A 25,490-nucleotide genomic window follows, 5' to 3' on the forward strand; every position below is an offset into this window, starting at 1 on the left:
GTACCTCGGCTAGACAATGTCGCGATGCTACGACCAAAGGGCTTTTGCGGCTAGCCTGGCTTGGGGATTGCGGTGTCTGCTGCGGCGCTATCGCGAGCAGGCTCGCTCCCACAGTGGGCCTGCGTCGGGCACGAACTTTATGCTCAACGAAGGTCTCCTTGTGGGAGCGAGCCTGCTCGCGATGGCGTCATGACGGGCACTGAGATTCTGGAACTGTGCTCAGTTATCCGACCGCTGCCCAATCAAACTATCCACCGACGGCACCCGGGTATCGCTTTCCATCTGCGCATCGTGTTCGAGTTGATGGCTGAAGCGGTCCAGCGAACCCTGGGCCGGTTGGGCGTCGCTGGCGAATACCGGTGGGCTGAGGATGTAGGCGCCCAGCAGACGGCTCAGGGCGGCCAGGCTGTCGATGTGGGTGCGTTCGTAGCCATGGGTGGCGTCGCAGCCGAAGGCCAGCAGGGCGGTGCGGATATCGTGGCCGGCGGTGACGGCGGAATGGGCATCGCTGAAGTAATAACGGAACAGGTCGCGGCGCGCCGGCAGTTCGTTTTCCCTGGCCAGCTTCAGCAAGTGCCGTGACAGGTGATAGTCATAGGGTCCCCCGGAATCCTGCATCGCCACGCTCACTGCGTGTTCGCTCGAGTGCTGGCCCGGTGCGACCGGCGCGATGTCGATGCCGACGAACTCGCTGACATCCCAAGGCAGTGCAGCCGCCGCGCCGCTGCCGGTTTCTTCGGTAATCGTAAACAGCGGGTGGCAGTCGATCAGCAGTTCTTCGCCACTGTCGACAATCGCCTTGAGCGCCGCCAGCAGCGCCGCGACCCCGGCTTTATCGTCCAGGTGCCGAGCACTGATATGGCCACTCTCGGTGAACTCCGGCAAAGGATCGAACGCCACATAGTCGCCAATGCCCACCCCCAGTGTTTCGCAATCGGCGCGGGTGGTGCAGTAGGCGTCCAGGCGCAGTTCGACGTGATCCCAACTGATGGGCATTTCGTCCACGGCGGTGTTGAATGCATGCCCGGACGCCATCAGCGGCAGTACGCTGCCTCGGATCACCCCCGTGTCCGTAAACAGGCTGACGCGACTGCCCTCGGCAAAGCGGCTGGACCAGCAACCCACCGGAGCCAGGGTCAGGCGCCCGTTGTCCTTGATGGCGCGCACCGAGGCGCCGATGGTGTCCAGGTGAGCCGACACGGCCCGATCGGGGCTGCTCTTGCGGCCCTTGAGGGTGGCGCGGATCGTGCCGCGCCGGGTCATTTCAAACTCGATACCCAACTCTTCGAGCCGCTCAGCGACATAGCGCACGATGGTGTCGGTGAAGCCGGTGGGGCTGGGAATGGCGAGCATTTCCAGCAGGACCTTTTGCAGGTATTCGAGATCCGGTTCGGGAATTTTGCTGATCATGGAAACTCCTGATGAGTTGAGCGCATCGATGGTTTCGATGAGGAAGGGAATGTGTCTGACCTATGAAAGGTTGGTGTCCTTCAAGCCGCCATCGCGAACAGGTTCGCTCCCACAAGGTTTCTGCGGCGGTGCATACCACCGGGTGGGAGCGAGCCTGCTCGCGATGAGGCCCGCCCAGGCACTACACCTCTATTGGGCCACCGCCTGACTATGGGGAAACAACAAATCCACAAAGCGTTCGGCAGTGGGTTGCGGTTCGTGGTTGGCCAGGCCGGCGCGTTCGTTGGCTTCGATGAACACGTATTCGGGCTGATCGGCCGCCGGCACTAACAGGTCGAGGCCAACCATGGGAATATCCAGGGCCCGCGCGGCGCGTACCGCAGCTTCGCTCAGGGTCGGATGGAGGATGCCCGTGACATCTTCCAGCACCCCGCCGGTATGAAGGTTCGCCGTACGCCGTACGAACAGGTGTTTGCCAGCGGGCAGCACACTGTCGTAGTCATAACCTGCCGCGCTCAATGTGCGTTGGGTCTCGGCGTCCATGGGAATCTTGCTTTCACCCCCCGTGGCCGCTTGTCGGCGGCGGCTTTGGGCTTCGATCAGCGCGCCGATGGTGTGCCGACCGTCGCCGATCACCTCCGCCGGCCGCCGGATCGCCGCTGCCACCACTTCAAAGCCAATCACCAGGACGCGCAGGTCCAGGCCTTCGTGGAAGCTTTCCAGCAGCACCCGGCTGTCAAACTGGCGGGCCGTTTCAATCGCGCTCTGCACCTCTTCAATCGTGCGCAGATCCACCGCTACACCCTGGCCCTGTTCACCGTCCAGAGGCTTGACCACTACCCGTTCGTGCTCATCGAGAAAGGCCAGGTTGTCATCGGCGTTGCCAGCCAACTGTTGGGCCGGCAAGTTCAAGCCGGCGTTTTTCAGCACCTTGTGGGTCAGGCTTTTGTTCTGGCACAGGGTCATGCTGATGGCGCTGGTCAGGTCGCTGAGGGATTCACGGCACCTGATCCGGCGGCTGCCGTGGACCAGGGTAAACAATCCACCTTCGGCGTCGTCCACCTGGACTTCGATGCCCCGGCGGTGAGCCTCTTCGACAATGATGCGCGCATAAGGATTGAACTGCGCCTCGGGGCCCGGCCCCAGGAACAACGGCTGATTGATGCAGTTCTTGCGTTTGATGGCGAACGTCGAAAGATTGCGGAACCCGAGCTTGGCGTAGAGACTTTTCGCCAGGCGATTGTCGTGCAGCACCGAAAGGTCCAGGTAACTCAGGCCCCGGCTCATGAAGTGCTCGATGAGGTGGCGCACCAGGACCTCACCGACACCGGGCCGCGAACACTGCGGATCCACGGCCAGGCACCAGAGGCTGCTGCCGTTTTCCGGGTCGTTGAAGGCTTTCTGGTGATTCAGGCCCATGACGCTGCCGATCACCGCGCCGGTGTCATCATCTTCGGCCAGCCAGTAGACCGGCCCGCCTTCATGGCGCGGTGTGAGTCGTTGCGGATCGATGGGCAACATGCCCCGGGCCTGATACAGCAGGTTGATCGCCTGCCAGTCGGCGTCGCTCTGGGCCCGGCGTATCCGGAAACCGCGAAATACCCGGGTGGCCTGGCGATAGTCGCTGAACCACAGGCGCAAGGTGTCGGATGGGTCGAGAAACAGCTGCGCCGGCTCCAGCCCGAGTATTTGCTGGGGGGCGGCGACGTACAAGGCAATGTCGCGCTCACCCGATTGCTCATTGAGCAGCTCTTGCGCCAGGCTTGCCGGGTCCGGGAAGGTGTGGCCGATCAGCAATCGGCCCCAGCCGCAGTGCACCGCGATCGGGTCGGCGCCCAGTTCGCTGCCGTCTTCGGCCAGTCGCGCCTGCAGGCGTTCGTAGGAGGGCGCCTGGCCCCGCAGCAGGCGTTGATTGTGGGGTTTCATCGATCAGATTCCTTGCTCGCTGAGCCACAGGTTCAGCGCCGCCAGTTGCCACAGCCTTGAGCCACGCAACGGGGTGAGCTGGCCGTTGGGGTCGGTCAGCAGTCGATCAAGCATCGCCGGGTTGAACAGGCCGCGATCCTGGCTCGGATCCAGCAGCAGTTCGCGGACCCAGGCCAAAGTGTTGCCTTCCAGATGCTTGAGACCGGGTACAGGGAAATAGCCTTTTTTACGGTCGATGACCTCGCCAGGGATCACCCGTCGAGCGGCTTCCTTCAGGACCTGTTTGCCGCCGTCGGGCAGCTTGAATTTCGCCGGGACCCGTGCCGAGAGTTCCACCAGTCGGTAATCCAGGAATGGCGTGCGCGCTTCCAGGCCCCAGGCCATGGTCATGTTGTCGACGCGCTTGACCGGGTCGTCCACCAACATCACCGTGCTGTCCAGACGCAGGGCCTTGTCCACCGCTGCGTCGGCGCCCGGTTGGGCGAAGTGTTCCTTGACGAAATCACCGGCCGCGTCATTGGCCGTCAGCCATTTGGGCTGCACGGTAGCGGCATATTCTTCGTAGCTGCGATCAAAGAATGCGGCGCGATAGGCCGCGTATGGGTCACTGGCGCCGTCCACTTGTGGATACCAATGGTAACCGGCGAACAGTTCATCGGCGCCCTGGCCGCTTTGCACCACTTTGCAATGCTTGGACACTTCCCGCGACAGCAGGTAGAAGGCGATGCAGTCATGACTGACCATCGGCTCGCTCATGGCGCGAAACGCCGCCGGCAGTTGCTCGATGATTTCTTTTTCGTCGATGCGTAACTGGTGGTGATGAGTGCCGTAGTGCTTGGCGATCAGGTCCGAATACTGGAACTCGTCACCGCGCTCGCCACCGGCATCCTGGAAGCCGATGGAGAATGTGGAAAGGTTTTCCACACCGACCTCCCGCAGCAGGCCCACCAGCATGCTGGAGTCCACGCCGCCGGAAAGCAGCACGCCGACATCCACGGCGGCACGCTGACGAATGGCGACCGCTTCACGGGTGCTGTCGAGCACGCGGTCGATCCAGTCTTGCAGATTCAGGTGCTGTTCGTCGGCCCGTGGTCCGTAGGGCAGGGTCCACCAGGTTTTCTGCTCGGTGGTGCCGTCGGCTTCGACCCGCATCCAGGTGGCAGGCGGCAGCTTTTCAACGCCGGCCAGCAGGGTGCGAGGCGCCGGGACCACGGCATGAAAATTCAGGTAATGGTTCAGCGCCACCGGGTCGAGCATCGGACTGATGTCGCCGCCCTTGAGCAGCGCCGGCAACGCCGAGGCAAAGCGCAGGCGCTGGCCGGTGCGCGACAGGTACAGCGGTTTGACACCGAGGCGGTCGCGGGCGATGAACAGCCGCTTGGCGTCGCGTTCCCAGATGGCGAAGGCGAACATGCCGTTGAGCTTGGGCAACAGTGCTTCGCCCCAGGCGTGGTAGCCCTTGAGCAGCACTTCGGTGTCGCCACCGGAATAGAAGGCGTAGCCCAGGCCTTCCAGCTCGGCGCGCAATTCAGGGTAGTTGTAGATCGCGCCGTTGAAGGCCAGGGACAGGCCCAGTTGATTGTCGATCATCGGCTGGGCCGAACCGTCGGACAAGTCCATGATTTTCAGGCGCCGATGGCCCAGGGCAATGGGGCCCTGACTGTGGAAACCCCACGCGTCGGGGCCGCGAGGAGCCAGGTGATGGGTGATTCGCTCTACGGCCGCAAGGTCCGCAGGTTGTTGATCGAAACGTAACTCTCCAGCTAATCCGCACATAAGTCCTTACCGGTTTTTCCGTTGGGGAGGGTCAAACACCATACGCCAAAATGGCGGGTACTTTGAAACTGACCGGTGGGATTGGTGTGAGTTTTAGATCAATGCGTTATAAGCAGCTGAAGTAGGGGCGCTCGGGCGGCTGAAAAACCACGGCAAACACCAACCTGTGGGAGCGAGCCTGCTCGCGATCGCGGTGTGCCAGTCACTTGGATGCCAGATGATCTGGCGCAATCGCGAGCAGGCTCGCTCCCACAGGTTTTTGTGGCATACCGGCAATCTGCATTAGGCCTTGCCCCGAACCAGCGCCCGCAACGCAAACCGGTTCGGATGACAGGCCTCGGCCACGCTTCGGGGCAGGGGCAAAGGTTCGTTGTCCAGCCAGGCGGCAATCAACTCGCCCGACAATGGCGCGGTGATCAGGCCCCGGGAGCCGTGGCCGCTGTTGATGTACAAGCCATCGAGCCAGGGGCATGGGCAGTCCGGAACTTGGCGGGCGTCCTTGCTCAGCGCCGAGTATGCCTGGGTGAAGGCCTGACTCTCGGCCAACGGGCCGACAATCGGCAGATAGTCCGGACTGGTGCAACGGAACGCCGCGCGGCCCTGGAGGTGTGCCGGGTCCAGGGTGCTGGCGTCCAGGCGTTCCACCAGATCAGCGGAGATTTGCTCCAGCATCTGCAGGTTGCCGGCGTGCTCGGCGGCGGTAGGGGTCAGGTCGTCGTTCTTGAAATCGAAACTGGCCCCCAGGGTGTGCTCGCCCAACCGTGCCGGAGCCACGTAGCCTTCAGCGCAGACCACCGTGCGCAGTGCCTGGCTGTGGGCGGTTTGCGACAGGCGGGTGATTTGCCCGCGAATGCGCTTGAGGGGCAAGTCGGCGGCCGCATCGAAGCGTTTGATCTCGGCGGCGCTGGCGAGGATCACTACCGGTGCGCTGGCCAGGCAACGTTCACCATCCCAGGCCTGCCATTGGCCGTCGATGCGGCGCAACTCGAGGACTTCATGGTGGGCTTGTACCTCAATTTTGGGGGCGGATGCCTGCCAGCGGCACAGCGCGGGCGGATGGACCCAACCGCCTTGCGGGTAAAACAGACCGCCACAGGCCAGGCCGATACCGGACTGCGCCTCGGCCTGGGACTGATTCAGGAGGTGTAGCAAATCTTCGGCAAAGGCCTCGGACAATTGCGCCTGGCGCTCGGCTTCCTTGGCGCTGAAGGCCAGTTGCAAGACACCACAGCCGTCCCAGTCCACACCTCGCTGCAGATGTTCGAGCAGGCGCCGGGTGTAACCGAAACCGCTGAGGATCATCTGCGACAGCGCCGTACCATGGGCCGAAAGCTTGAGATACAACACGCCCTGCGGGTTGCCGGACGCTTCTTCGGCCAACCCGGCATGCCGTTCCAGCAGCGTCACCTGCCAGCCACGGGCCGCGAGGCTGGACGCGCTGGCGCAACCGGCCAGGCCGCCACCGATCACCAGGGCTCGCCGCTCGCCGCTGTGCGCCGTGGGGCGGGTGTACCAGGGTTTTACTGGGGGCGGTGCGGGTGTCAGTTGCGGCCAGCCGAGAAACACCCCGCGAAGGATTTCCCATTTATGGCCGATGCCCGGCGTACGCTTCATCTTGAAGCCTGCCGCGTTCAACAACCGTCGCACCCAGCCGGTGCTGGTGAAGGTGCTGAGGGTCGCGCCGGGGGCAGCCAAGCGCGCCAGTTCGGCAAACAGCTCGGCGGTCCACATCTCGGGATTTTTCGCCGGCGCGAAACCGTCCAGGAACCAGGCATCGATTTGCGCATCCAGCTGCGGTAATTGCTCCAGGGCGTCGCCGATCAACAAGGTCAGGGTCACCCGGCCGTCTCCCAGCGTCAGGCGCTGGAAGCCCTGATGGATGGCGACGTACTGCGCAAGCAATTGATCCGCCTGAAGCTTGAGTTGCGGCCACAAATCCAGCGCCCGGCGCAGGTCGGGGGGGCTCAAGGGGAATTTCTCGACACTGACAAAATGCAGCCGCGCCCCGGCCGGTGCGCACTGCTCGAACAACTGCCAGGCGCAGAGAAAATTCAGCCCGGTGCCAAACCCGGTCTCGCCGATCACCAGCCGCCCGTCGTCCGGCAGCGCGGCAAAACGCTCGGTCAGGTTGTTCTGTTCAAGGAACACATAGCGGGTTTCTTCCAGGCCCGACTGATCGGAAAAATACACATCGTCGAACACCCGCGAGCGCGGGCGACCCTGATCGTCCCAGTCGAGTTGGGCGTGGTGCTGTACGGGTGTCATGGCAGGCTCGGTCAAAACTGGGAGGCCATTCTAACCGATCGGTATGGGCTTGCTTGACCCATCGCAATACAGCGTTCGTCTGGATGGAATCTGCTGCACCGGCCCGCGTCCAATCCGCTAGTCTTGCCCCATTCCCTGGAAGGAGCTGTCCATGTTCGAATCCGCTGAAATCGGTCACGCCGTCGATAAAGACACCTATGACGCCGAAGTCCCGGCACTGCGTGAAGCGTTGCTCGAAGCCCAGTACGAGCTACACCAGCAGAGCCGTTTTCCGGTCATCGTGCTGATCAACGGCATCGAAGGCGCCGGCAAGGGCGAAACGGTGAAATTGCTCAATGAGTGGATGGACCCGCGGCTGATCGAAGTGCGTACCTTCGACCAGCAGACCGACGAGGAGCTGGCGCGGCCACCGGCCTGGCGTTATTGGCGGATGCTGCCGGCCAAGGGACGCATGGGGATTTTTTTTGGCAACTGGTACAGCCAGATGCTGCAGGGGCGCGTTCATGGCCAGATCAAGGATCCACGGCTCGACCAGGCCATCAATGGCGCTGAACGGTTGGAGAAAATGCTCTGCGATGAAGGCGCACTGATCTTCAAGTTCTGGTTTCACCTGTCCAAGAAACAGATGAAAGCCCGGCTCAAGGGGCTCAAGGACGACCCGCTGCACAGCTGGCGCATCAGCCCGCTGGACTGGCAGCAGTCCCAGACCTACGACAAGTTCGTCAAATACGGTGAGCGGGTCCTGCGCCGCACCAGTCGAGACTACGCCCCGTGGCATGTGATCGAAGGCATGGACAGTTATTATCGAAGCCTTACGGTCGGACGGATCCTGCTTGACGGGATGCGCCAAGCCTTGCACCGCTCGAGGATCAAAGCGGAAAAGGTCAATGTGGCGCCACTGCCGCCGCTGGACGACCAGGTCACGCTGCTGGACAGCCTGGACATGACCCTGCGTCTGGACAAGGCCGATTACGAAGAGCAACTGATCGCCGAGCAGGCGCGTTTTTCCGGCCTGTTGCGCGATAAACGCATGCGCCGCCATGCCCTGGTGGCCGTGTTTGAAGGCAACGATGCGGCGGGCAAGGGGGGGGCGATCCGGAGGGTCGCGGCAGCACTCGACCCGCGCCAGTACAGCATCGTACCGATTGCCGCACCCACCGAGGAAGAGCGCGCCCATCCCTACATGTGGCGGTTCTGGCGGCATATCCCGGCGCGGGGCAAGTTCACCGTGTTCGATCGCTCCTGGTACGGCCGGGTGCTGGTGGAGCGGGTCGAAGGTTTTTGCAGCAAGGCCGACTGGCTGCGGGCTTACGGCGAGATCAACGATTTCGAGGAGCAGATTGCCGACGCCGGAGTCGTGGTCGTCAAGTTCTGGCTGGCCATCGACAAGGAGACTCAACTGGAGCGCTTCCAGGAACGCGAGGAAATTCCTTTCAAGCGCTTCAAGATCACCGAGGACGACTGGCGCAACCGTGACAAATGGGATGCCTACCGGGCAGCGGTGTGCGACATGGTCGACCGCACCAGCACCGAGATTTCTCCTTGGACCCTGGTGGAGGCCAACGACAAGCGCTGGGCGCGGGTCAAGGTGTTGCGCACGCTTAATGAAGCGTTGGAGGAGGCCTTCGAGCGCTCAGCAAAGCAGGCTCGCAAGGCGAGCAAGGGCAAATAGTGGGCGATGGGAACGCATACGCGGGGTGAATGATCGTCGCGGTCGGTTATGCAGTGGATTTATGCTCAATTGACTCCTAACCGACAATAACAATTGAGGTACAGCCATGCGTGAAGTGGTGATCGTCGACAGCGTGCGGACCGGCCTGGCCAAGTCTTTTCGCGGCAAGTTCAACATGACCCGTCCGGACGACATGGCGGCCCATTGTGTCGATGCATTGTTGGCGCGCAACGGGATCGATCCGGCCAGCGTCGAGGACTGCATCGTCGGCGCCGGTTCGAACGAGGGCGCCCAGGGCTATAACATCGGCCGTAACGTGGCGGTGCTTTCGCAATTGGGCATCGGCACCGCCGGCATGACCCTCAACCGCTTCTGCTCCTCGGGCCTGCAAGCCATCGCCATCGCCGCCAACCAGATCGCCTCCGGTTGCAGCGAGATCATTGTTGCCGGTGGCGTGGAATCCATCAGCCTGACAATGAAAAGCGTCAATACCGATCACCTGATCAACCCGCTGCTCAAGGAGCAAGTGCCGGGGATTTATTTCCCCATGGGCCAGACCGCCGAGATCGTCGCCCGCCGTTATCAGGTCAGCCGTGAAGAACAGGACCGCTACGCCTTACAGAGCCAGCAGCGCACTGCCCAGGCCCAGGCGGCCGGGCTGTTCGACGACGAGATCATGCCGATGGCGGTCAAGTACAAGGTCGAGGACAAGAACACCGGTGCGGTGCAGATTCTCGACGGCGTGGTTGATCGCGACGATTGCAACCGCCCCGACACCACCTATGAAAGTCTGGCGGGCTTGAAGCCGGTGTTCGCCGAAGACGGCTCGGTGACAGCGGGCAACTCATCACAGTTGTCCGACGGGGCTTCGATGACCCTGGTGATGAGCCTGGAAAAAGCCCTGGCCCTGGGGCTCAAGCCCAAGGCGTTTTTCCGTGGCTTTACCGTGGCCGGTTGCGCGCCGGACGAAATGGGCATCGGTCCGGTGTTTTCGGTGCCCAAACTGCTCAAGGCCAAGGGCTTGCATATCGATGATATCGACTTGTGGGAACTCAACGAAGCCTTCGCATCCCAGTGTCTCTACAGTCGTAACCGGCTGGAAATCGATAACGAGAAGTACAACGTCAACGGCGGTTCGATTTCCATCGGTCACCCGTTCGGCATGACCGGTTCGCGCCAGGTCGGCCATCTGGTGCGCGAGCTGCAACGGCGCAGCCTGCGCTACGGCATCGTGACCATGTGCGTGGGCGGCGGGATGGGGGCGACGGGGTTGTTTGAGGCGGTGAGATAACCGGGCGCTGACAGTTAGCGAGATGATTATTTGTGGCGAGGGGATTTATCCCCGCTGGGTTGCGCAGCAACCCTAAAATCTACAACCGAGGTATATCAGGCTGACAGAGTGGTTTGCTTTGGGGCTGCTTTGCAGCCCAGCGGGGATAAATCCCCTCGCCACAAGGGGGGGCTGCGTCAGCTGCGCTAGCTGGCAACCTGGGTCAGTTGCTGCATCCGCGCGATATACGTTTTTATCTCCCGTTCTGCCGCCTCGCGGCTGGCGAACGGGCCTTCCTGCGTGCCTTCTCGGGTATTGAAATAAAACTCGCCGTTTACCCGGCAGATCCGGTCGCTGCGAAAAATCGTCGTAGGGGCGGGATCCTGGGCGCGTTTGCCAAACATGGCGGTCTCCAAAGGCAGCGGGGGCAATGTCATTTGAGCTTATGCGCAGTCCTTGGTTTGCGCCTGGCCAGGCGATCGACGGCAACGACCCGTACAGTCCCATGGACGTCCACGGCCTAACTGTCCCTGTGTCCTGAAGCGATCCGCGCCTAGAATGGGGGCTCTTTGTCTTGAGCTGCGAGGGTTGCATGCACATATCGTCCGGTCGCTGGGTCTACGGCCTGTTCCTTGCCCTGCTGACCGCCCTGCTGTGGGGCATCCTGCCGATCAAGCTCAAGCAAGTGCTGCAGGTGATGGATCCGGTCACCGTGACCTGGTTTCGCTTGCTGGTGTCCGGTGGCTTGCTGTTCATCTACCTGACGGCCACTGGCCGTTTGCCCAGTCGCAAGGTGTTGGGCCCCCGGGGCGGCTGGCTGGTGGCGATGGCGGTGTTGGGGCTGGTCGGCAACTACGTGCTGTACCTGATGGGCCTCAATCGCTTGAGCCCCGGCACCGCGCAACTGGTGGTGCAGATGGGGCCGATCATGTTGCTGGTGGCCAGCCTGTTTGTGTTCAAGGAGCGTTTCAGCGTGGGGCAGGGCATCGGCCTGCTGGTGTTGTTGATCGGCTTCACGCTGTTTTTCAACCAGCGCCTCGGCGAGCTGCTGACGTCCCTGAGCGACTACACCGCCGGGGTCTTGATGGTGTTGCTGGCGTCGACGGTCTGGACCTTCTATGCCCTGGGCCAGAAGCAACTGCTGACGGTGTGGAATTCGTTGCAGGTGATGATGGTGATCTACCTGTTCTGCGCGCTGCTGCTCACGCCCTGGGTGCATCCGCTGGAGGCACTGCAACTGAGTCCGCTGCAAGGCTGGCTACTGCTTGCTTGCTGCCTCAATACCCTGATTGCCTACGGCGCCTTTGCCGAGGCCCTGGCTCACTGGGAAGCGTCGCGGGTCAGCGCGACCCTGGCGATCACGCCGTTGGTGACCTTCGCCGCGGTGGCGTTGGCAGCTTGGTGGTGGCCTGACTACGTGCACGCCGAGCAGATCAATCTGTTGGGGTATGGCGGGGCGGTGCTGGTGGTGTTGGGATCGGCATTGGTTGCCCTCGGGCCGTCGCTGATTGCCGGGCTCAGGGCCCGGCGTGAGCGACTGGCTGTCGGGCGATGACCGCGACCACAAAAAGAACCGCTCTTTTGTGGGAGCGAGCCTGCTCGCGATAGCGGTCTGGTCGTCGATAATGTCGAGCCGAGCGGCCTCATCGCGAGCAGGCTCGCTCCCACAGGTGGGTTGTGTTGAGCGCACGCTTTGCGTCCAACCAAGCACACATCTCAGCCCTGGCTTCCGGCCTCCAGCATATTCTCCGGCCGCACCCAGGCATCGAACTCTTCGTCGGTCAGATACCCCAACTGCAAGGCCGCTTCGCGCAGGGTCAGCCCTTCGCCGTAGGCTTTCTTGGCGATTTCGGCGGATTTGTCATAGCCGATGTGTGTGTTCAGGGCGGTGACCAGCATCAAGCCACGTTCCAGATGCGCCGCCATCTGCTCGGCATCCGGTTCGAGCCCGGCGATGCAGTGCTGCTGGAAATTGCTGCAGCCATCGGCCAGCAGACGGATCGACTGCAACAGGTTGTGAATGATCACCGGCTTGAACACGTTCAATTGCAAATGACCCTGGCTGGCGGCGAAACCGATGGTCACGTCGTTGCCCATGACCTGGCAGGCCAGCATCGACAAGGCCTCGCACTGGGTCGGGTTGACCTTGCCGGGCATGATGGAGCTGCCCGGTTCATTGGCTGGCAACTTCACTTCGGCGAACCCGGCCCGTGGCCCGGAGCCCAGCAGGCGCAGGTCATTGGCAATCTTCATCAGGGTCACGGCCAGGGTTTTCAGCGCGCCGGACAACGTGGTCAGGGGCTCATGGCCGGCCAACGCCGCGAACTTGTTTGGCGCGGTGACGAAGGGCAGGCCGGACAGCGCCGCCAGTTCAGCGGCGATCGCCTCGCCGAAGCCGTGGGGCGAGTTGAGTCCGGTGCCCACTGCCGTGCCGCCCTGGGCAAGTTCGCAAACCGCCGGCAGTGCCGCACGGATCGCCCGTTCGGCGTAATCGAGTTGAGCGATGAAGGCTGACAGTTCTTGGCCGAAGGTGATCGGCGTGGCGTCCATCATGTGGGTGCGGCCGGTCTTGACCAGTTTCATGTGGCGCGCCGCCAGTTCCGCCAGTGCGCCGGACAACTCGGCGATCGCCGGCAGCAATTGCTGATGGACCGCCTGGATGGCGGCGATGTGCATGGCGGTGGGGAAGCAGTCGTTGGAGCTCTGGGAGCGGTTGACGTGATCGTTCGGGTGCACCGGGCTCTTGCCGCCGCGGGGATTGCCCGCCAGCTCGTTGGCGCGCCCGGCGATCACTTCGTTGACGTTCATGTTGCTTTGGGTTCCGCTGCCGGTCTGCCAGACCACCAGGGGGAATTGGTCGTCATGCTGGCCGGCCAGGACTTCGTCGGCGGCCTGTTCGATCAGGCGCGCGATGTCGGCAGGCAAGTCGCCATTGCGGTCATTGACCCGCGCGGCGGCTTTCTTGATCAGCGCCAGGGCGTGCAGCACCGACAGCGGCATGCGTTCGTTGCCAATGGCAAAGTTGATCATGGAGCGCTGCGTCTGGGCGCCCCAGTAGGCTTCATCCGGGACTTCAACCTGGCCAAGGCTGTCGGTTTCGATACGGCTCATCGGGTCAAACTCCTGTAGGTCTGAATGCGCAGTTTAGGCCCTGAAGGGCGACACGGGTTCCCTCAATCATTTTTCGATCGTTTCGGCCCGTCAATCGGACGCGTAGAGCAATGGGGTTGAGGCTCGGTGTTTATTAGGCGCAGAATGATCGCCCTTGGGGTTTTACCTCGCCTGTAGAAAAGGAAACTCGATGACCCGTCTTCGTGCCATCTGTACCGCAGTTGCTCTGGTGTGTGCCAGCAGTCCTGTTTTTGCCGATACCGCCAGCCACAACGCCAGTGCCGAAGAGTTCCTGACCCTGGCGCACGCCGACAAACTGGGTACCCCGGTGTACATGCAAGTGCAGCAGATGTTTGCCCAGCGCTTTGAACAGACCAAGGCTCCCGAGTCGAAAAAAGCCACCCTCGAAACCTACCAGGCCAAGGCCAACGCCGCGCTGGACCAGGCCATCGGCTGGAAGAAGCTCAAGCCGGACATGGTCAAGCTTTACACCTCCAACTTCAGCGAGCCGGAGCTCAAGGAACTGGTGTCCTTCTACCGTTCGCCTCTGGGCAAGAAAGTCCTGGAAAAAATGCCCCAGCTGACCCAGCAATCGGCCCAGTTGACCCAAGCCAAGCTGGAAAGCGCGGTGCCGGTGGTCAACAAGCTGCTGGCAGACATGACCGCCGAGCTTGAGCCCAAAGCCGCCCCTGCCAAGAAAAAGCCGTAAGCGGAGCCCGGTATGAGCATGCAACAACGCATCGAATCGACGCTCGGGCTGTTGCAGCCCGAGCACCTGCAAGTGCTGGATGAAAGCCACATGCACAGCCGTGGGTTACAGACCCACTTCAAGGCCGTGGTGGTCAGCCACCAGTTCGAGGGGCTCAATCGCGTCAAGCGTCATCAGAAGGTCTACGGCACGCTGGGCGAGCTGATGGGTGAGTTCCATGCGTTGGCGCTGCACACCTATACCCCCGAGGAATGGGCGCAGATCGATACAGCCCCGGCTTCGCCGACTTGTGCCGGTGGCAGCAAGCACTGATCTGCAGAGAATGACTGCTGTTGTGGCTGTTGTCGCTGCACTCCTGCAACCCCTCTGTTTTTTGTTAGAATCCGCAACGCGCCTCACGGGGCGCGTTTTTTTTCGCATCCGGTTCACCCTTTGCGAGGGTAGCCACCTGGAGAAATACCCATGACACCATCCATTGTCGTGGCGGCACTGTATAAGTTCGTCACCCTTGAAGATTACGTCGAGCTGCGTGAGCCATTGCTCAAGGCCATGCTCGACAACGGCATCAAAGGCACGCTGCTGATCGCCGAAGAAGGCATCAACGGCACCGTTTCCGGCACTCGCGAAGGCATCGACGGATTGCTGGCCTGGCTCAAGAACGACCCGCGCATGATCGACATCGACCACAAGGAGTCGTACTGCGATGAGCAGCCGTTCTATCGCACCAAGGTCAAGCTCAAGAAGGAAATCGTCACCCTCGGCGTCGAAGGCGTGGATCCCAACAAACAGGTTGGCACTTATGTCGAACCGCAGGACTGGAACGCACTGATCAGCGATCCGGAAGTCTTGCTGATCGACACGCGCAACGACTACGAAGTGTCCATCGGCACCTTTGAAGGCGCGATCGACCCCAAGACCACCAGCTTTCGCGAGTTCCCCGAGTACATCAAAGCCAACTTCGACCCGGCCAGGCACAAGAAAGTCGCGATGTTCTGCACCGGTGGCATTCGCTGCGAAAAAGCTTCCAGCTACATGCTCGGCCAGGGTTTCGACGAGGTCTATCACCTCAAGGGCGGCATCCTGAAGTACCTCGAAGAGGTGCCTCAGGAAGAAACCAAATGGCGCGGCGACTGCTTCGTGTTCGATAACCGCGTGACCGTTCGCCATGACCTTAGCGAAGGCGACTACGATCAGTGTCATGCCTGTCGTACACCGGTGAGCGTAGAGGACCGTGCTTCGGAGCACTACGTGCCAGGCATCAGTTGCCCGCATTGCTGGGACAAGCTGAGCGAGAAGACCCGGCGCAGCGCCATCGACCGGCAAAAGCAGATCGAACTGGCCAAGGCCCGCAACATGCCGCATCCGATCGGCTACAACTATAAGCAATCACCTTCCGAGGCTTGAACCATGGCGCCACGCCTGCTCTATGTGATGGACCCGATGTGTTCCTGGTGCTGGGGTTTTGCGCCGGTTGCCGAGGCACTGGTCGAGCAGGCGCAGGCCGCCGGGGTAGAACTGCACCTGGTGGTGGGCGGTTTGCGCACCGGCAGCGGTTCGGCCCTGGAGCCGACCACCCGACGCTACATCCTCGAGCATTGGCAGGCCGTCACCCAGGCCACCGGCCAGACGTTCAAGCTTGAAGGGGCGCTGCCGGACGGTTTTGTCTATGACACCGAACCGGCCTGCCGGGCACTGGTGACGGCCCGTGGCCTGGCGCCGGACCTGGCCTGGAAACTGTTGAAGCTGATCCAGCAGGCGTTTTATGTCGAGGGTCGTGATGTGACCCACGCCAGCGTCCTGGTGGAACTGGCCGAACAGGCTGGACTGCCACGCATCGAGTTCGCCGCAGCCTTTGACCGCGCCGAGCAACATGCGGCCACTGCCGCGGATTTCACCTGGGTGCAGGATCTTGGCATCGCGGGTTTTCCTACGCTGCTGGCCGAGCGTGACGGTCAATTGGCCTTGCTTACCAACGGCTACCAGCCCCTGAGCCAGTTGTCTCCGCTGTTGGGCCGCTGGCTGGAGCGCGCGGCCTGTGCCTGACCGGGCGGATGACGCATCCCCTGGGCAGCGCGTCGACCGCTTGAGCTGGGCAGAAATCCGCCGTCTGGCCCTTAAACACAAGAAAGCCCTGTGGATCGCCAACGGCGTGGCCGTGCTGGCGACGCTGTGCAGCGTACCGATCCCGCTGCTGCTGCCGCTTTTAGTGGACGAAGTGCTGCTGGGCCAGGGCGACGCGGCATTGAAGGTCATGAACCATGCGTTGCCCAGCGGCTGGCAAAGCGCGGCCGGTTATATTGGCCTGATGCTGGTGGTGACCCTGGTCCTGCGATGCGGCGCTTTGCTGTTCAACGTGCTGCAGGCGCGATTGTTCGCCAGGCTGGCCAAGGACATCGTCTATCGCATTCGCGTCCGATTGATCGAACGGCTCAAACGTATTTCCCTGGGCGAGTACGAAAGCCTGGGCAGCGGTACCGTGACCACACACCTGGTCACCGACCTGGACACCCTGGACAAATTCGTCGGCGAAACCCTCAGTCGTTTCCTGGTGGCGATGCTGACACTGGTGGGCACTGCCGGCATTCTGGTGTGGATGCACTGGCAACTGGCGCTGCTGATCCTGTTGTTCAACCCGTTAGTGATCTACGCCACGGTCCAGTTGGGCAAACGGGTCAAGCACCTCAAGAAGCTGGAGAATGACAGCACCTCGCGCTTCACCCAGGCCCTGACCGAAACCCTGGATGCCATCCAGGAGGTGCGTGCCGGTAACCGCCAGGGTTATTTCCTGGGTCGATTGGGGACACGGGCCAGGGAGGTCCGTGATTACGCAGTGAGTTCACAGTGGAAAACCGATGCCTCGAACCGCGCCAGCGGTTTGCTGTTTCAGTTTGGTATCGATATTTTCCGCGCAGCGGCGATGCTCACCGTACTGTTCTCCGACCTCTCCATCGGCCAGATGCTGGCGGTGTTCAGCTACCTGTGGTTCATGATCGGACCGGTGGAGCAACTGCTCAATCTGCAGTACGCGTTTTATGCCGCCGGGGGCGCATTGTCGCGGATCAACGAGTTGTTGGCCCGTGCCGACGAACCGCAATACACCGGCAGTGTTAACCCGTTCCAGGGGCGTGCCACCGTGGGTATCGAAGTTCAGGGGCTGAGTTTCGGCTACGGCGACGAACTGGTGCTGAACCAGATGAACCTGTCGATTGCCCCCGGTGAGAAAGTCGCGATTGTCGGGGCCAGCGGGGGTGGCAAAAGTACCTTGGTCCAGTTGCTGTTGGGGCTGTACACGCCGCTGGCCGGGACCATCCGTTTCGGCGGTTCGACTCAGCAGGAAATCGGCCTGGAAACCGTGCGCGACAATGTTGCCGTGGTCCTGCAGCATCCCGCGCTGTTCAACGACACGGTACGGGCCAACCTGACCATGGGCCGCGAGCGCACGGACGAGGCCTGCTGGCAGGCACTGGAAATCGCCCAACTGCACCAGACGATCATAAGTTTGCCCAACGGTCTGGACAGCATCGTCGGCCGTTCCGGCGTGCGTCTGTCCGGCGGGCAACGCCAGCGCCTGGCCATTGCCCGGATGGTGCTGGCCGAGCCCAAGGTGGTGATCCTCGACGAGGCGACGTCGGCGCTGGACGCCGCCACCGAGTACAACCTGCACCAGGCGCTGGCGCGGTTCTTGAGCAACCGGACCACCTTGATCATCGCGCACCGGTTGTCGGCCGTGAAGCAGGCCGACCGCGTGCTGGTGTTCGACGGCGGACAAATCGCCGAGGATGGCGACCATCAGCAACTGATTGCTGACGGTGGTTTATACGCCAAGCTCTACGGGCATCTGCAGCAGCATTGATCGCCAGGGATCAATCGGATTCGGTTGAAGAGCTCATTTCAGTTGCCGGACGCTTACGGCGCTGTCCCCAGATGACGTTCAACGCAGCGGCTCCGCGCTCATGACCGAACTCCTTCATGACAATCGCGCAGGATTCGCAAGGAGGCAGGGTGGTGGCAAGCGTGATCGACTTGATGTCTTCAGGGTTTGGATACTTTTCGCTGATGTAGGCAATCAGTTTGCTTTCACTGTCCGCAGAGGTCACTCGACTGAGCCTGTCCGAGGTGCCCGGAGCATCCATCAGATGAGGGATAGCGAGCAATTTTCCATCGGCGCTCAGAGTGAGGGAGGCAGGGTCAATCGCGTTCCTGATGCCATCAACATTGAAGTAAGTGGCCTCTTTGACGTTGACTTGCGTATAGCCACTGTGGGATTTGAACAGCGGCAGGTGCTGGGTGTAGTCCTCGATTCCGGAAACACTGACATATATTTCGTTGTTTCCGGATGCCGTGATGACGTGGGCAAAAGCTATGTTCTTTTGATTTTTGGTCGGAAGGGTTTTTTGCAGTTCTCGCATGGCGTCATTGATGGTCACCGCTCGGGTGGTGGATTGAGACGGGCCGGCAATGGACGGCGATGTAAAAAGCGCGTTGAAGATGCTTGCGGTTGATTTTTGTATGGCTTCGGGCGCTTGCGTGGTGGGTTGCCACACGGCTGCTCCGTTAGGCAAATCAGAGACAATCATTCTGGTGCGACGATCGAATAACACCGCCTCGGCGGGGTAGGTACTGACTTTCAACCACTTCATATTGGAGGGTGGATGGCTCGGTGCGCCAATGGGTATCGAAATTTCATCGATCTTGTCCAGTGCCCGTTCGACCTGGTCTCTGCCGTAGATTCGCGCGGCGTTGTTGGCGTTCAACGAACCGATATAAACCCGTTGCAGCTCTTCTCCCAAAGAGCCGGGCGTCAGGTCGCTTGGGCCAAGCCTTTTCAGGCTCAGAGCAGCCTCGACACTCTCAGTGGAGAGCAATCTGGTCATGTAATAATCATCCGTGTTCAAGCGGGTGAATATGTACGTGAACTGCTCATCGATCGAGGGAATGATGAGCGCGCCGGTTTGATGGATATCGTCAATTTTTTCTGCCGAACCGGTTACTTTGATGCCACCGTACAGACCGGTTTGAAATTCCAGGGTCGCCGTAATGGTTTCTCTGGGGATGGGGACTCTGCTGGAGAGACCGATCCATTGCGGTTTGCCTTTGTAGGTGTTGAGCTTGCCGTCCTTGAGTTCATAGATTTTCCCTTCGAAGGCGAGCAGGGCGCGATCGTTGGGATGCTTGGGCGTGGAGGGATAGAACGTTGCGTCACCAAACCAGGGCGCCCAGCTTAACTCAGTGCTGAACTCGCCCGCGGGTGGGCGCTCGGCAGGTTTGTCTTGCACTACATACCTGGTTTTGCACACCTCATCCGGCGCACGACGAACACGGCACGCCAGTTTCCTGAAGGGTGGACTGTCATCCGGGTGGCTGATGCGACGCAGGGTTCCGGCCTTCAAACGATAGGGCACGCCATCCACATAGAAGAGGCGGCTGCCATCGGCTTCAAGCACTTCTAGTACCCGGGCATTTTCCGGTAACTCAACGAGGGTCTCGGTGTCGGTTTGCGCCCGTGTGTTGAAGTGGGAGCGGCCCGGTGACACGTCAGCACCCAGCCCAGGGCCGTAAGGCCTGGACGATAAAGGGTCAATCAAACGGTAATCGGCGCTGCCTGTGGCTGTGGTGTTGCGCACAGGAACATCGTCAACTCCGCGCACAGTGCTCAACTGGTCATTCATTGTCAGTGGACGCCAGCGGCCCGGGTCCGTGGCTTGGGCCATGCCTTGGACGAAATCGTATTGGCCGGCGCGCCCGGACAACGTCTTGAGACTCAGATAGCCCTTTTTACTGAACCTGTACACGCTCTGGCTGCCTGCCCGTAGCAAGGACGCAATGCCGTCGAGCGGGTTCAGGGTGGCGTTGAGCAAACTACCTGTCAGCGTTGCAAAGGCGGGCAGTGCTTTGCCAATGCTCAACTTGCCCGCGGCGCTGACCAACTTCAGCGAGCCTGACGCAAACTTGCCCATGGGTCGGGCGAATGCAACAAAATCTGTGAACAGGCCAAAGGCTCCACTCACCAGGCGATCACGGTCCCCCGAAGCCAAGTCTTCGATACTGCCCCAGAAGGGCACAAACATTTTGAGGATTTCCAGGTTTTTTTCACGCCTGGCCTTTTGACGGTCGAATTCGGTTTCGCCATAACAACTGTCGTAGAGCTGTTTTTCGTCAACGAAAAGCAGCTTCTCGCAAATGTACCGGGCCAGGTCCAGGGTGACTTTCGACTCCAATGTCCGCGGTAGAGTGTGGTTGGCGTCGCTATTGTTCGATTCGCCGAACGTGCCGCCAAGTGGGTCCAGGATGGCTTGGCATTCTTTGTGAGCGCCGGGGAGGGTGCCTTTTACGTGGGCATCCCAATCGAACGGAAGGGTTTTATGGCGAAGAACATCCACACTCACTGCCGAGCCGCGGCTGATTCTCCACTTTTCGATTTTGCGCTCTGCGCCAATATGGTGTGGCTGAATATCCGGTCGTGGGCGGATCACCCCAGCCCGCGGGAGCAGTTCGTAGTACGAGGTTTTGCGCTGGCTCGTCGTTTCCAGGATGAAGCCATTACGCGCGCGCAGGGGCAGCGTCTTATCTTCGGATTCATTGTTTGCTTCAATGCCCGTGGTTTCTTTTCTGAGGGTGTAGACCTTTGTCACGCCGTACTCCAGGGCTTGGCGATCAGCCAGGGGTAGGGATGCGAGCAGGTGGGTGATCAACGTGCGATAGGAACTTCTGATGAAGCTGAGGTAGATGTCGAAATGGGTTTTGAACGTTTGCTCGATATCGGGGAGCTTCCTGTCCTGCTGGGCAATAGCGCTAAAGCCGGGCCCGGCAAAGTTAGTCTGTAGGGTCGTATCGTGGTCGATCTTGAACCAGACATCGGTGATGACTTTTCCATCGGGCCGGGTGACGAACCATTTATGCTCAGTGAGTTGGCCGGCTGCATACACATCCGTGAATGTGTAGGTTTGGGGGGCGAGTTTTGCGATGGGGCCGCTGAGCCGAGTCACGGGGGCGGCATAAGTGCTGGCCTCCTTCACCAGCTTCCTGCCATCCGTCACGAACCGGCCGTCTGCGAAGAGCTTCGCCATTTTAAGCCGGGCGATGTTCAGCCTCTCGGGGGGGCGGCTATCCAGCCAGTTGACCGCCCGGGTCAAGCTATCGATGGTGAAGTCGAGCTTTTCTGCAGCAGTCTGTATGTCCTGCAGGGTGTAGTGCTCGTCGGCCTTATGGGCAACCAGGCCGTTTGTCACGGCCCATTCCAGCATGGGTTTCAATCTGGTCAGGGTGACCAGTTTCAGGTCATCAGCCGTGGCTTCACTGGCGTATTGGCCAGGGAAGTCGACCAGTTGCTGGAAACTCAGTCTTTGCAGCAGCGTCGGGTCGATCGCGTCAGCAAGACCCACACCATGAGCAAAATTTACCCAGACGGTGGAGCTTCGGTAAGGCAGTTGCGACGGTATATCGTGAATCTGGAAGTGCGGCGGGAACAAGGATTGATAAAGACGCGCGAGCAGAATGGATTCGTTCACTGACGCGGCGCGTTTTGAAGACAGCAGATGCGCCTCGAACTCGGCCCGAATCTGCCCATAGCTTTTCCCCCAGTTGGACGAACGTTGCCACGGGTAACCGGCGATACTGTCCGGGCTCTCGTTTTGCTCCTTTTCAAGCCAAAGACGAATGGCGTGGGCGAGCAGCTTGGTGCATATCCCTGCAGCCGTGTCCTCACCGGGTCTGCCGCCAAACCAGCCCAGCACTTGCAATAACCTGGTTGCCAGTTTCCGGGCGTTCGTCGATTGCAGAATAGCCTCCAGATACGCCGAAGGCTTCGCCCGGATTTGCGTCGTCGTCAATGTGTCGATATCCGAAGCGCCGAGGTAGGCCAGCAATGGGGTGTGCGGCGTAGGCAGGAATTGACGCACTGTGTCAGTGATCAGGTTCTCAGTGTGGGGGCTCAGGGCGTCGATGTTTATTCCATGTCCAAGCCCCAGCGTGTGGTGAGCGCGTTTCTCTTCCAGCGCATTCATCGTGGCGTGGCGTTGCTCGGTGTTTTGCCGATTGCATGGGGTAATACCGTAAAACCAGGTCATTCGTGCAAATGTTACTTGGCCGTCGAAACGAATTTGCCCGCCTAATAGTCGAGCAGTTTTTTCAATCTTTGCACGCAGCCCGTTCCAAGAGGGGTCGTTGTTCAGTGGAATCTGAATGGTGGTTTCTCTGTTCCTTGACAGTGTCTCGTAGAGGGCTTTGCCGTCTTTTAAAGTGACGATCAAGTGGTAATGAGGGGCGCTTAGCGTTTTGCACAGCGCCTGATAGTTTTTATCCTGGATGAGCGTGTGCAGTGCTCGTTGTCCGGTTTCATTTTCCAACGCCATGGGTGAACAAAGCCTGGGCTTGATCAGGCTGTCGGCCAACGTCTGCAGCGGTATCTGATGGTTTCGAACGAGCGATAGCATGGCCTCGTAATCGCCCAGCAAACCCTGATGTTTCTCGGCATAAGAGGGTGTCGGGCTCAGACTCGTTGAAAGGCCGGGGGCGGCGGTAGATTGCATATGGAGGTTTCCTGGTGATTAACGAACGTTTCTCTACGCGCCTCGATAAAGTGCAAGGTCTAGAGAAGTTCCGTATCAAAACAGTCCAGGCAAACCCGGGGTGGTAGATATGTATGGGGTGCAGGAAAGTTGTAACGGCGTTTGGCAATTACCAGGGCTTTATCACCGCTGTTGTCTCAGGCATCCAGGGGCATGGGGTGTCAAATAGTGTCCGGCCTCTTGCGGGGAGCTGCTACGCCTCCTAGTCTTGCGGGAATGAGCGGTCTGAATGCTGATCGCCTACGCCTATGCAAGGGATCTCATGACTCAAGCGCGGACTCTCGGAACCCCCCGGTTGTTGGGCATCGTCTGGCCTTTTATCGCCGTCGTCCTGTTTCAGGCATTGTTGGGGGGTGTCAGTCTTTACGTGTTGTCTGCGGTGCGCGGCTACGTGGCGGGAGAAAGCCTTTGGTCCAAGGGTCAGAAAGACGCCATTTACTACCTCAATCTTTATGCCGACAGTCGTGACGAAACAATCTTTCAGAAGTACCAGCGGGCTATCGCCGTACCTGAGGGTGGGCATGAGCTACGGGTGGCCCTGGACCGTCAGCCGCCGGATCTGGAGGCTGCACGGGCGGGAATCCTCAAGGGCGGCAACCACCCGGACGACGTGTCCAGTCTGATCTGGCTCTACCTGAATTTTCGACACTTCAGTTACCTGGAAGAGGCTATCGATCTCTGGACGGTGGGCGACGGCTACCTGATTGAACTGGATGACGTCGCCCGCCAGATGCACAGCCGGATTACCGCAGGTCAGGCTTCTGAGGCCGATATTCGCGGCTGGAAGGCGAAAATCTTTGCCATCAACGATTCCGTCACCCCGGCAGCCAAAGCTTTCAGCGATGCGCTGGGGGAGGGGTCGCGCTTCATCCTGCGCCTGTTGCTGGTGACCAACTTCGCCACCGCACTGGGGTTGATCGTGCTGGCGCTGTTGCGCACGCATAAACTGCTGGCCCAGCGGCAGGTCTTCGCCAATGCCCTGCAACTGGAAAAGGAGCGGGCGCAGATCACCTTGCAGTCCATTGGCGACGGCGTGATCACCACTGATGTGGACGGGGCAATCGCCTACATGAATCCCGCCGCCGAAGCGATGACTCACTGGAAGGCCGAGCACGCCACGGGATTGCCTCTGGCCGCCCTGTTCAATTTGCTCGATGACAACGCCCAGAGTGAAGGGCTGACCCTGATCGAGCATATTCTCAGCGGCCGGCTCGGTGGTGGCAGCGAGCATTCCAAACTGATCCAGCGTCTGGATGGCAGCACTGTGTCCGTCACGCTCGTAGGTGCGCCGATCCGCCATGCCGGCAAGGTCAGCGGAGCGGTGCTGGTGTTGCACGACATGACCCAGGAACGCCAATACATCGCCAACCTGTCGTGGCAAGCCACCCATGATGCGCTGACCGGCCTGGCCAATCGCCGGGAATTTGAATATCGCCTTGAGCAAGCCCTGCACAATCTGACGCGCCAGGTGGGGCGCCATGCATTGATGTTCCTCGACCTGGACCAATTCAAGCTGGTCAATGACACCTGTGGTCATGCGGCGGGTGACGAACTGTTGCGGCATATATGCGCACTGTTGCAATCGGGGCTGCGGGAAAACGACACCCTGGCCCGACTGGGGGGCGATGAGTTCGGTATCTTGCTGGAGAACTGCTCGCCGGAGGCCGCGGAAAAGATCGCCGAAGGGCTGCGCCAGACCGTACAGAACCTGCATTTTGTCTGGAAGGGCCGGCCATTCGTGACCACCGTGAGCATCGGTCTGGTGCATATCGCTCAAAGCCCGACGACGCTGGAGGCGTCCCTGCGTGCCGCCGATATGGCCTGTTACATGGCCAAGGAAAAGGGCCGCAATCGCGTCCAGGTCTATCACGCCGACGACTCGGAGCTGTCCCTGCGCTTTGGCGAGATGGCTTGGGTCCAGCGCTTGCACATGGCCCTGGAGGAGAATCGCTTCTGTCTTTATGCCCAGGAAATTGCCGCGCTGGGTCCGGGCGACCATGGCGGTGGGCATATCGAGATCCTGTTGCGCCTGCATGATGAAGCCGGAAGGATGATTCTGCCGGACAGTTTCATTCCCGCGGCAGAACGCTATGGCTTGATGACTTCCCTGGATCGCTGGGTGGTGGAAAACGTCTTCAAGATCATCCGCCAGTGCCTGAACGATTCGCGACAGGGACCGATGGCCATGTGTGCGATTAATCTGTCAGGCACAACTATCGGAGATCAGGCATTCCTTGATTTCCTGCGTAAACAGTTCGCGGCCTACTCGATTCCACCAGAAATGATTTGTTTTGAAATAACCGAGACCAGTGCTATTTCGAATTTGGGCAGCGCCATCCGCTTTATCAATGAACTCAAGAGCTTGGGTTGTTACTTTTCGCTCGATGACTTTTGTGCCGGAATGTCTTCATTCGCTTACCTGAAACATTTACCTGTAGACTTCCTGAAGATCGACGGGAGTTTCGTAAAGGATATGCTGGACGACCCGATTAACCGTGCAATGGTCGAGGTGATCAATCACATCGGCCACGTCATGGGTAAGCGCACGATTGCCGAGTTTGTTGAAACTACCCAGATCGAGCAGGCGTTGCTGGAGATTGGGGTGGACTACGCTCAAGGGTATGTGATTGAACGCCCGCAGTTGTTTACCTGTGATACGTTGCAATGCAGGCCGGCCCGGCCGCAGCCGCTGTTATTCAAGGCCCCCGGCACGTTCCGCTGAACCTCTTGTTGATCCGGAAAAAATCACAATCAAAAGGAGCCCGACAGTGATCGACACATTCA

Annotated in this window: 16 protein-coding genes; 9 read left to right on the top strand and 7 right to left on the bottom strand. The window is 60.4% G+C overall.

Annotation, left to right across the window (positions count from 1 at the left end):
• Positions 1-219 precede the first annotated feature (219 nt).
• The 4 genes from AC3I65_RS07515 to mnmC all read right to left on the bottom strand — a co-directional run bounded on the left by AC3I65_RS07515 (position 220) and on the right by mnmC (position 7,377).
• Positions 220-1,410 (bottom strand): osmoprotectant NAGGN system M42 family peptidase, encoded by a 1,191-nt coding sequence (locus AC3I65_RS07515; RefSeq protein WP_076385802.1) that lies wholly within the window; start codon positions 1,408-1,410, stop codon positions 220-222.
• A 189-nt stretch (positions 1,411-1,599) separates the two neighbouring features.
• Entirely contained in the window at positions 1,600-3,336 is a 1,737-nt protein-coding gene (gene ngg, locus AC3I65_RS07520; RefSeq protein ID WP_139050805.1) for an N-acetylglutaminylglutamine synthetase, read from the bottom strand.
• Between the two features lie 3 nt (positions 3,337-3,339).
• Entirely contained in the window at positions 3,340-5,112 is a 1,773-nt protein-coding gene (locus AC3I65_RS07525) for an N-acetylglutaminylglutamine amidotransferase (RefSeq protein ID WP_047226288.1), read from the bottom strand.
• Positions 5,113-5,394: 282 nt separating this feature from the next.
• Positions 5,395-7,377: a bifunctional tRNA (5-methylaminomethyl-2-thiouridine)(34)-methyltransferase MnmC2/FAD-dependent 5-carboxymethylaminomethyl-2-thiouridine(34) oxidoreductase MnmC1 gene (gene mnmC / locus AC3I65_RS07530; RefSeq protein WP_488523596.1), complete on the bottom strand. Its 1,983-nt coding sequence runs from the start codon at positions 7,375-7,377 to the stop codon at positions 5,395-5,397.
• Between the two features lie 151 nt (positions 7,378-7,528).
• On the opposite strand from mnmC, the gene pap reads away from it, so the two are divergent.
• Together pap and AC3I65_RS07540 are read left to right on the top strand one after the other, a co-directional pair.
• Positions 7,529-9,049, top strand: coding sequence for a polyphosphate:AMP phosphotransferase (gene pap / locus AC3I65_RS07535; protein WP_047226290.1), 1,521 nt, complete (start codon positions 7,529-7,531; stop codon positions 9,047-9,049).
• A 106-nt stretch (positions 9,050-9,155) separates the two neighbouring features.
• Positions 9,156-10,340, top strand: a complete 1,185-nt coding sequence (locus tag AC3I65_RS07540; RefSeq protein ID WP_488523597.1) for a thiolase family protein — start codon at positions 9,156-9,158, stop codon at positions 10,338-10,340.
• 185 nt (positions 10,341-10,525) lie between these two features.
• Here the strand turns inward: AC3I65_RS07540 and AC3I65_RS07545 are convergent, their stop codons facing one another.
• Entirely contained in the window at positions 10,526-10,723 is a 198-nt protein-coding gene (locus tag AC3I65_RS07545; protein ID WP_488523598.1) for a DUF6316 family protein, read from the bottom strand.
• A gap of 188 nt (positions 10,724-10,911) precedes the next feature.
• Here AC3I65_RS07545 and AC3I65_RS07550 point away from each other — a divergent pair, with 188 nt between their 5' ends.
• Positions 10,912-11,874, top strand: coding sequence for a DMT family transporter (locus AC3I65_RS07550; protein WP_047226292.1), 963 nt, complete (start codon positions 10,912-10,914; stop codon positions 11,872-11,874).
• Positions 11,875-12,035: 161 nt separating this feature from the next.
• On the opposite strand, the gene AC3I65_RS07555 is transcribed toward AC3I65_RS07550, so the two are convergent.
• Positions 12,036-13,430: a class II fumarate hydratase gene (locus tag AC3I65_RS07555; protein ID WP_047226293.1), complete on the bottom strand. Its 1,395-nt coding sequence runs from the start codon at positions 13,428-13,430 to the stop codon at positions 12,036-12,038.
• A 190-nt stretch (positions 13,431-13,620) separates the two neighbouring features.
• On the opposite strand from AC3I65_RS07555, the gene AC3I65_RS07560 reads away from it, so the two are divergent.
• The 5 genes from AC3I65_RS07560 (at position 13,621) to AC3I65_RS07580 (ending at position 17,992) form a co-directional block, all read left to right on the top strand.
• The gene (locus AC3I65_RS07560; protein ID WP_047226294.1) at positions 13,621-14,139 is read left to right on the top strand and encodes a DUF2059 domain-containing protein; all 519 of its coding nucleotides are present in this window, start codon (positions 13,621-13,623) and stop codon (positions 14,137-14,139) included.
• A 12-nt stretch (positions 14,140-14,151) separates the two neighbouring features.
• Positions 14,152-14,451 (top strand): BolA family protein, encoded by a 300-nt coding sequence (locus AC3I65_RS07565; RefSeq protein WP_047226295.1) that lies wholly within the window; start codon positions 14,152-14,154, stop codon positions 14,449-14,451.
• A 150-nt stretch (positions 14,452-14,601) separates the two neighbouring features.
• Positions 14,602-15,543 (top strand): oxygen-dependent tRNA uridine(34) hydroxylase TrhO, encoded by a 942-nt coding sequence (gene trhO, locus AC3I65_RS07570; RefSeq protein ID WP_092397619.1) that lies wholly within the window; start codon positions 14,602-14,604, stop codon positions 15,541-15,543.
• 36 nt (positions 15,544-15,579) lie between these two features.
• Positions 15,580-16,182: a DsbA family protein gene (locus AC3I65_RS07575; protein ID WP_171061403.1), complete on the top strand. Its 603-nt coding sequence runs from the start codon at positions 15,580-15,582 to the stop codon at positions 16,180-16,182.
• The gene (locus AC3I65_RS07580; RefSeq protein WP_047226298.1) at positions 16,175-17,992 is read left to right on the top strand and encodes an ABC transporter ATP-binding protein; all 1,818 of its coding nucleotides are present in this window, start codon (positions 16,175-16,177) and stop codon (positions 17,990-17,992) included. The genes AC3I65_RS07575 and AC3I65_RS07580 overlap by 8 nt, the downstream gene beginning before the upstream one ends.
• A 10-nt stretch (positions 17,993-18,002) precedes the next feature.
• Here the strand turns inward: AC3I65_RS07580 and AC3I65_RS07585 are convergent, their stop codons facing one another.
• Positions 18,003-22,667, bottom strand: a complete 4,665-nt coding sequence (locus AC3I65_RS07585) for a hypothetical protein (RefSeq protein WP_488523599.1) — start codon at positions 22,665-22,667, stop codon at positions 18,003-18,005.
• A gap of 301 nt (positions 22,668-22,968) precedes the next feature.
• On the opposite strand from AC3I65_RS07585, the gene AC3I65_RS07590 reads away from it, so the two are divergent.
• Positions 22,969-25,428 carry an EAL domain-containing protein gene (locus AC3I65_RS07590; RefSeq protein ID WP_274090367.1) on the top strand — a complete coding sequence of 820 codons (2,460 nt, stop codon included), beginning with the start codon at positions 22,969-22,971 and terminating at the stop codon, positions 25,426-25,428.
• Positions 25,429-25,490 lie beyond the last annotated feature (62 nt).

The organism is Pseudomonas sp. N-1-13 (assembly GCF_057787095.1).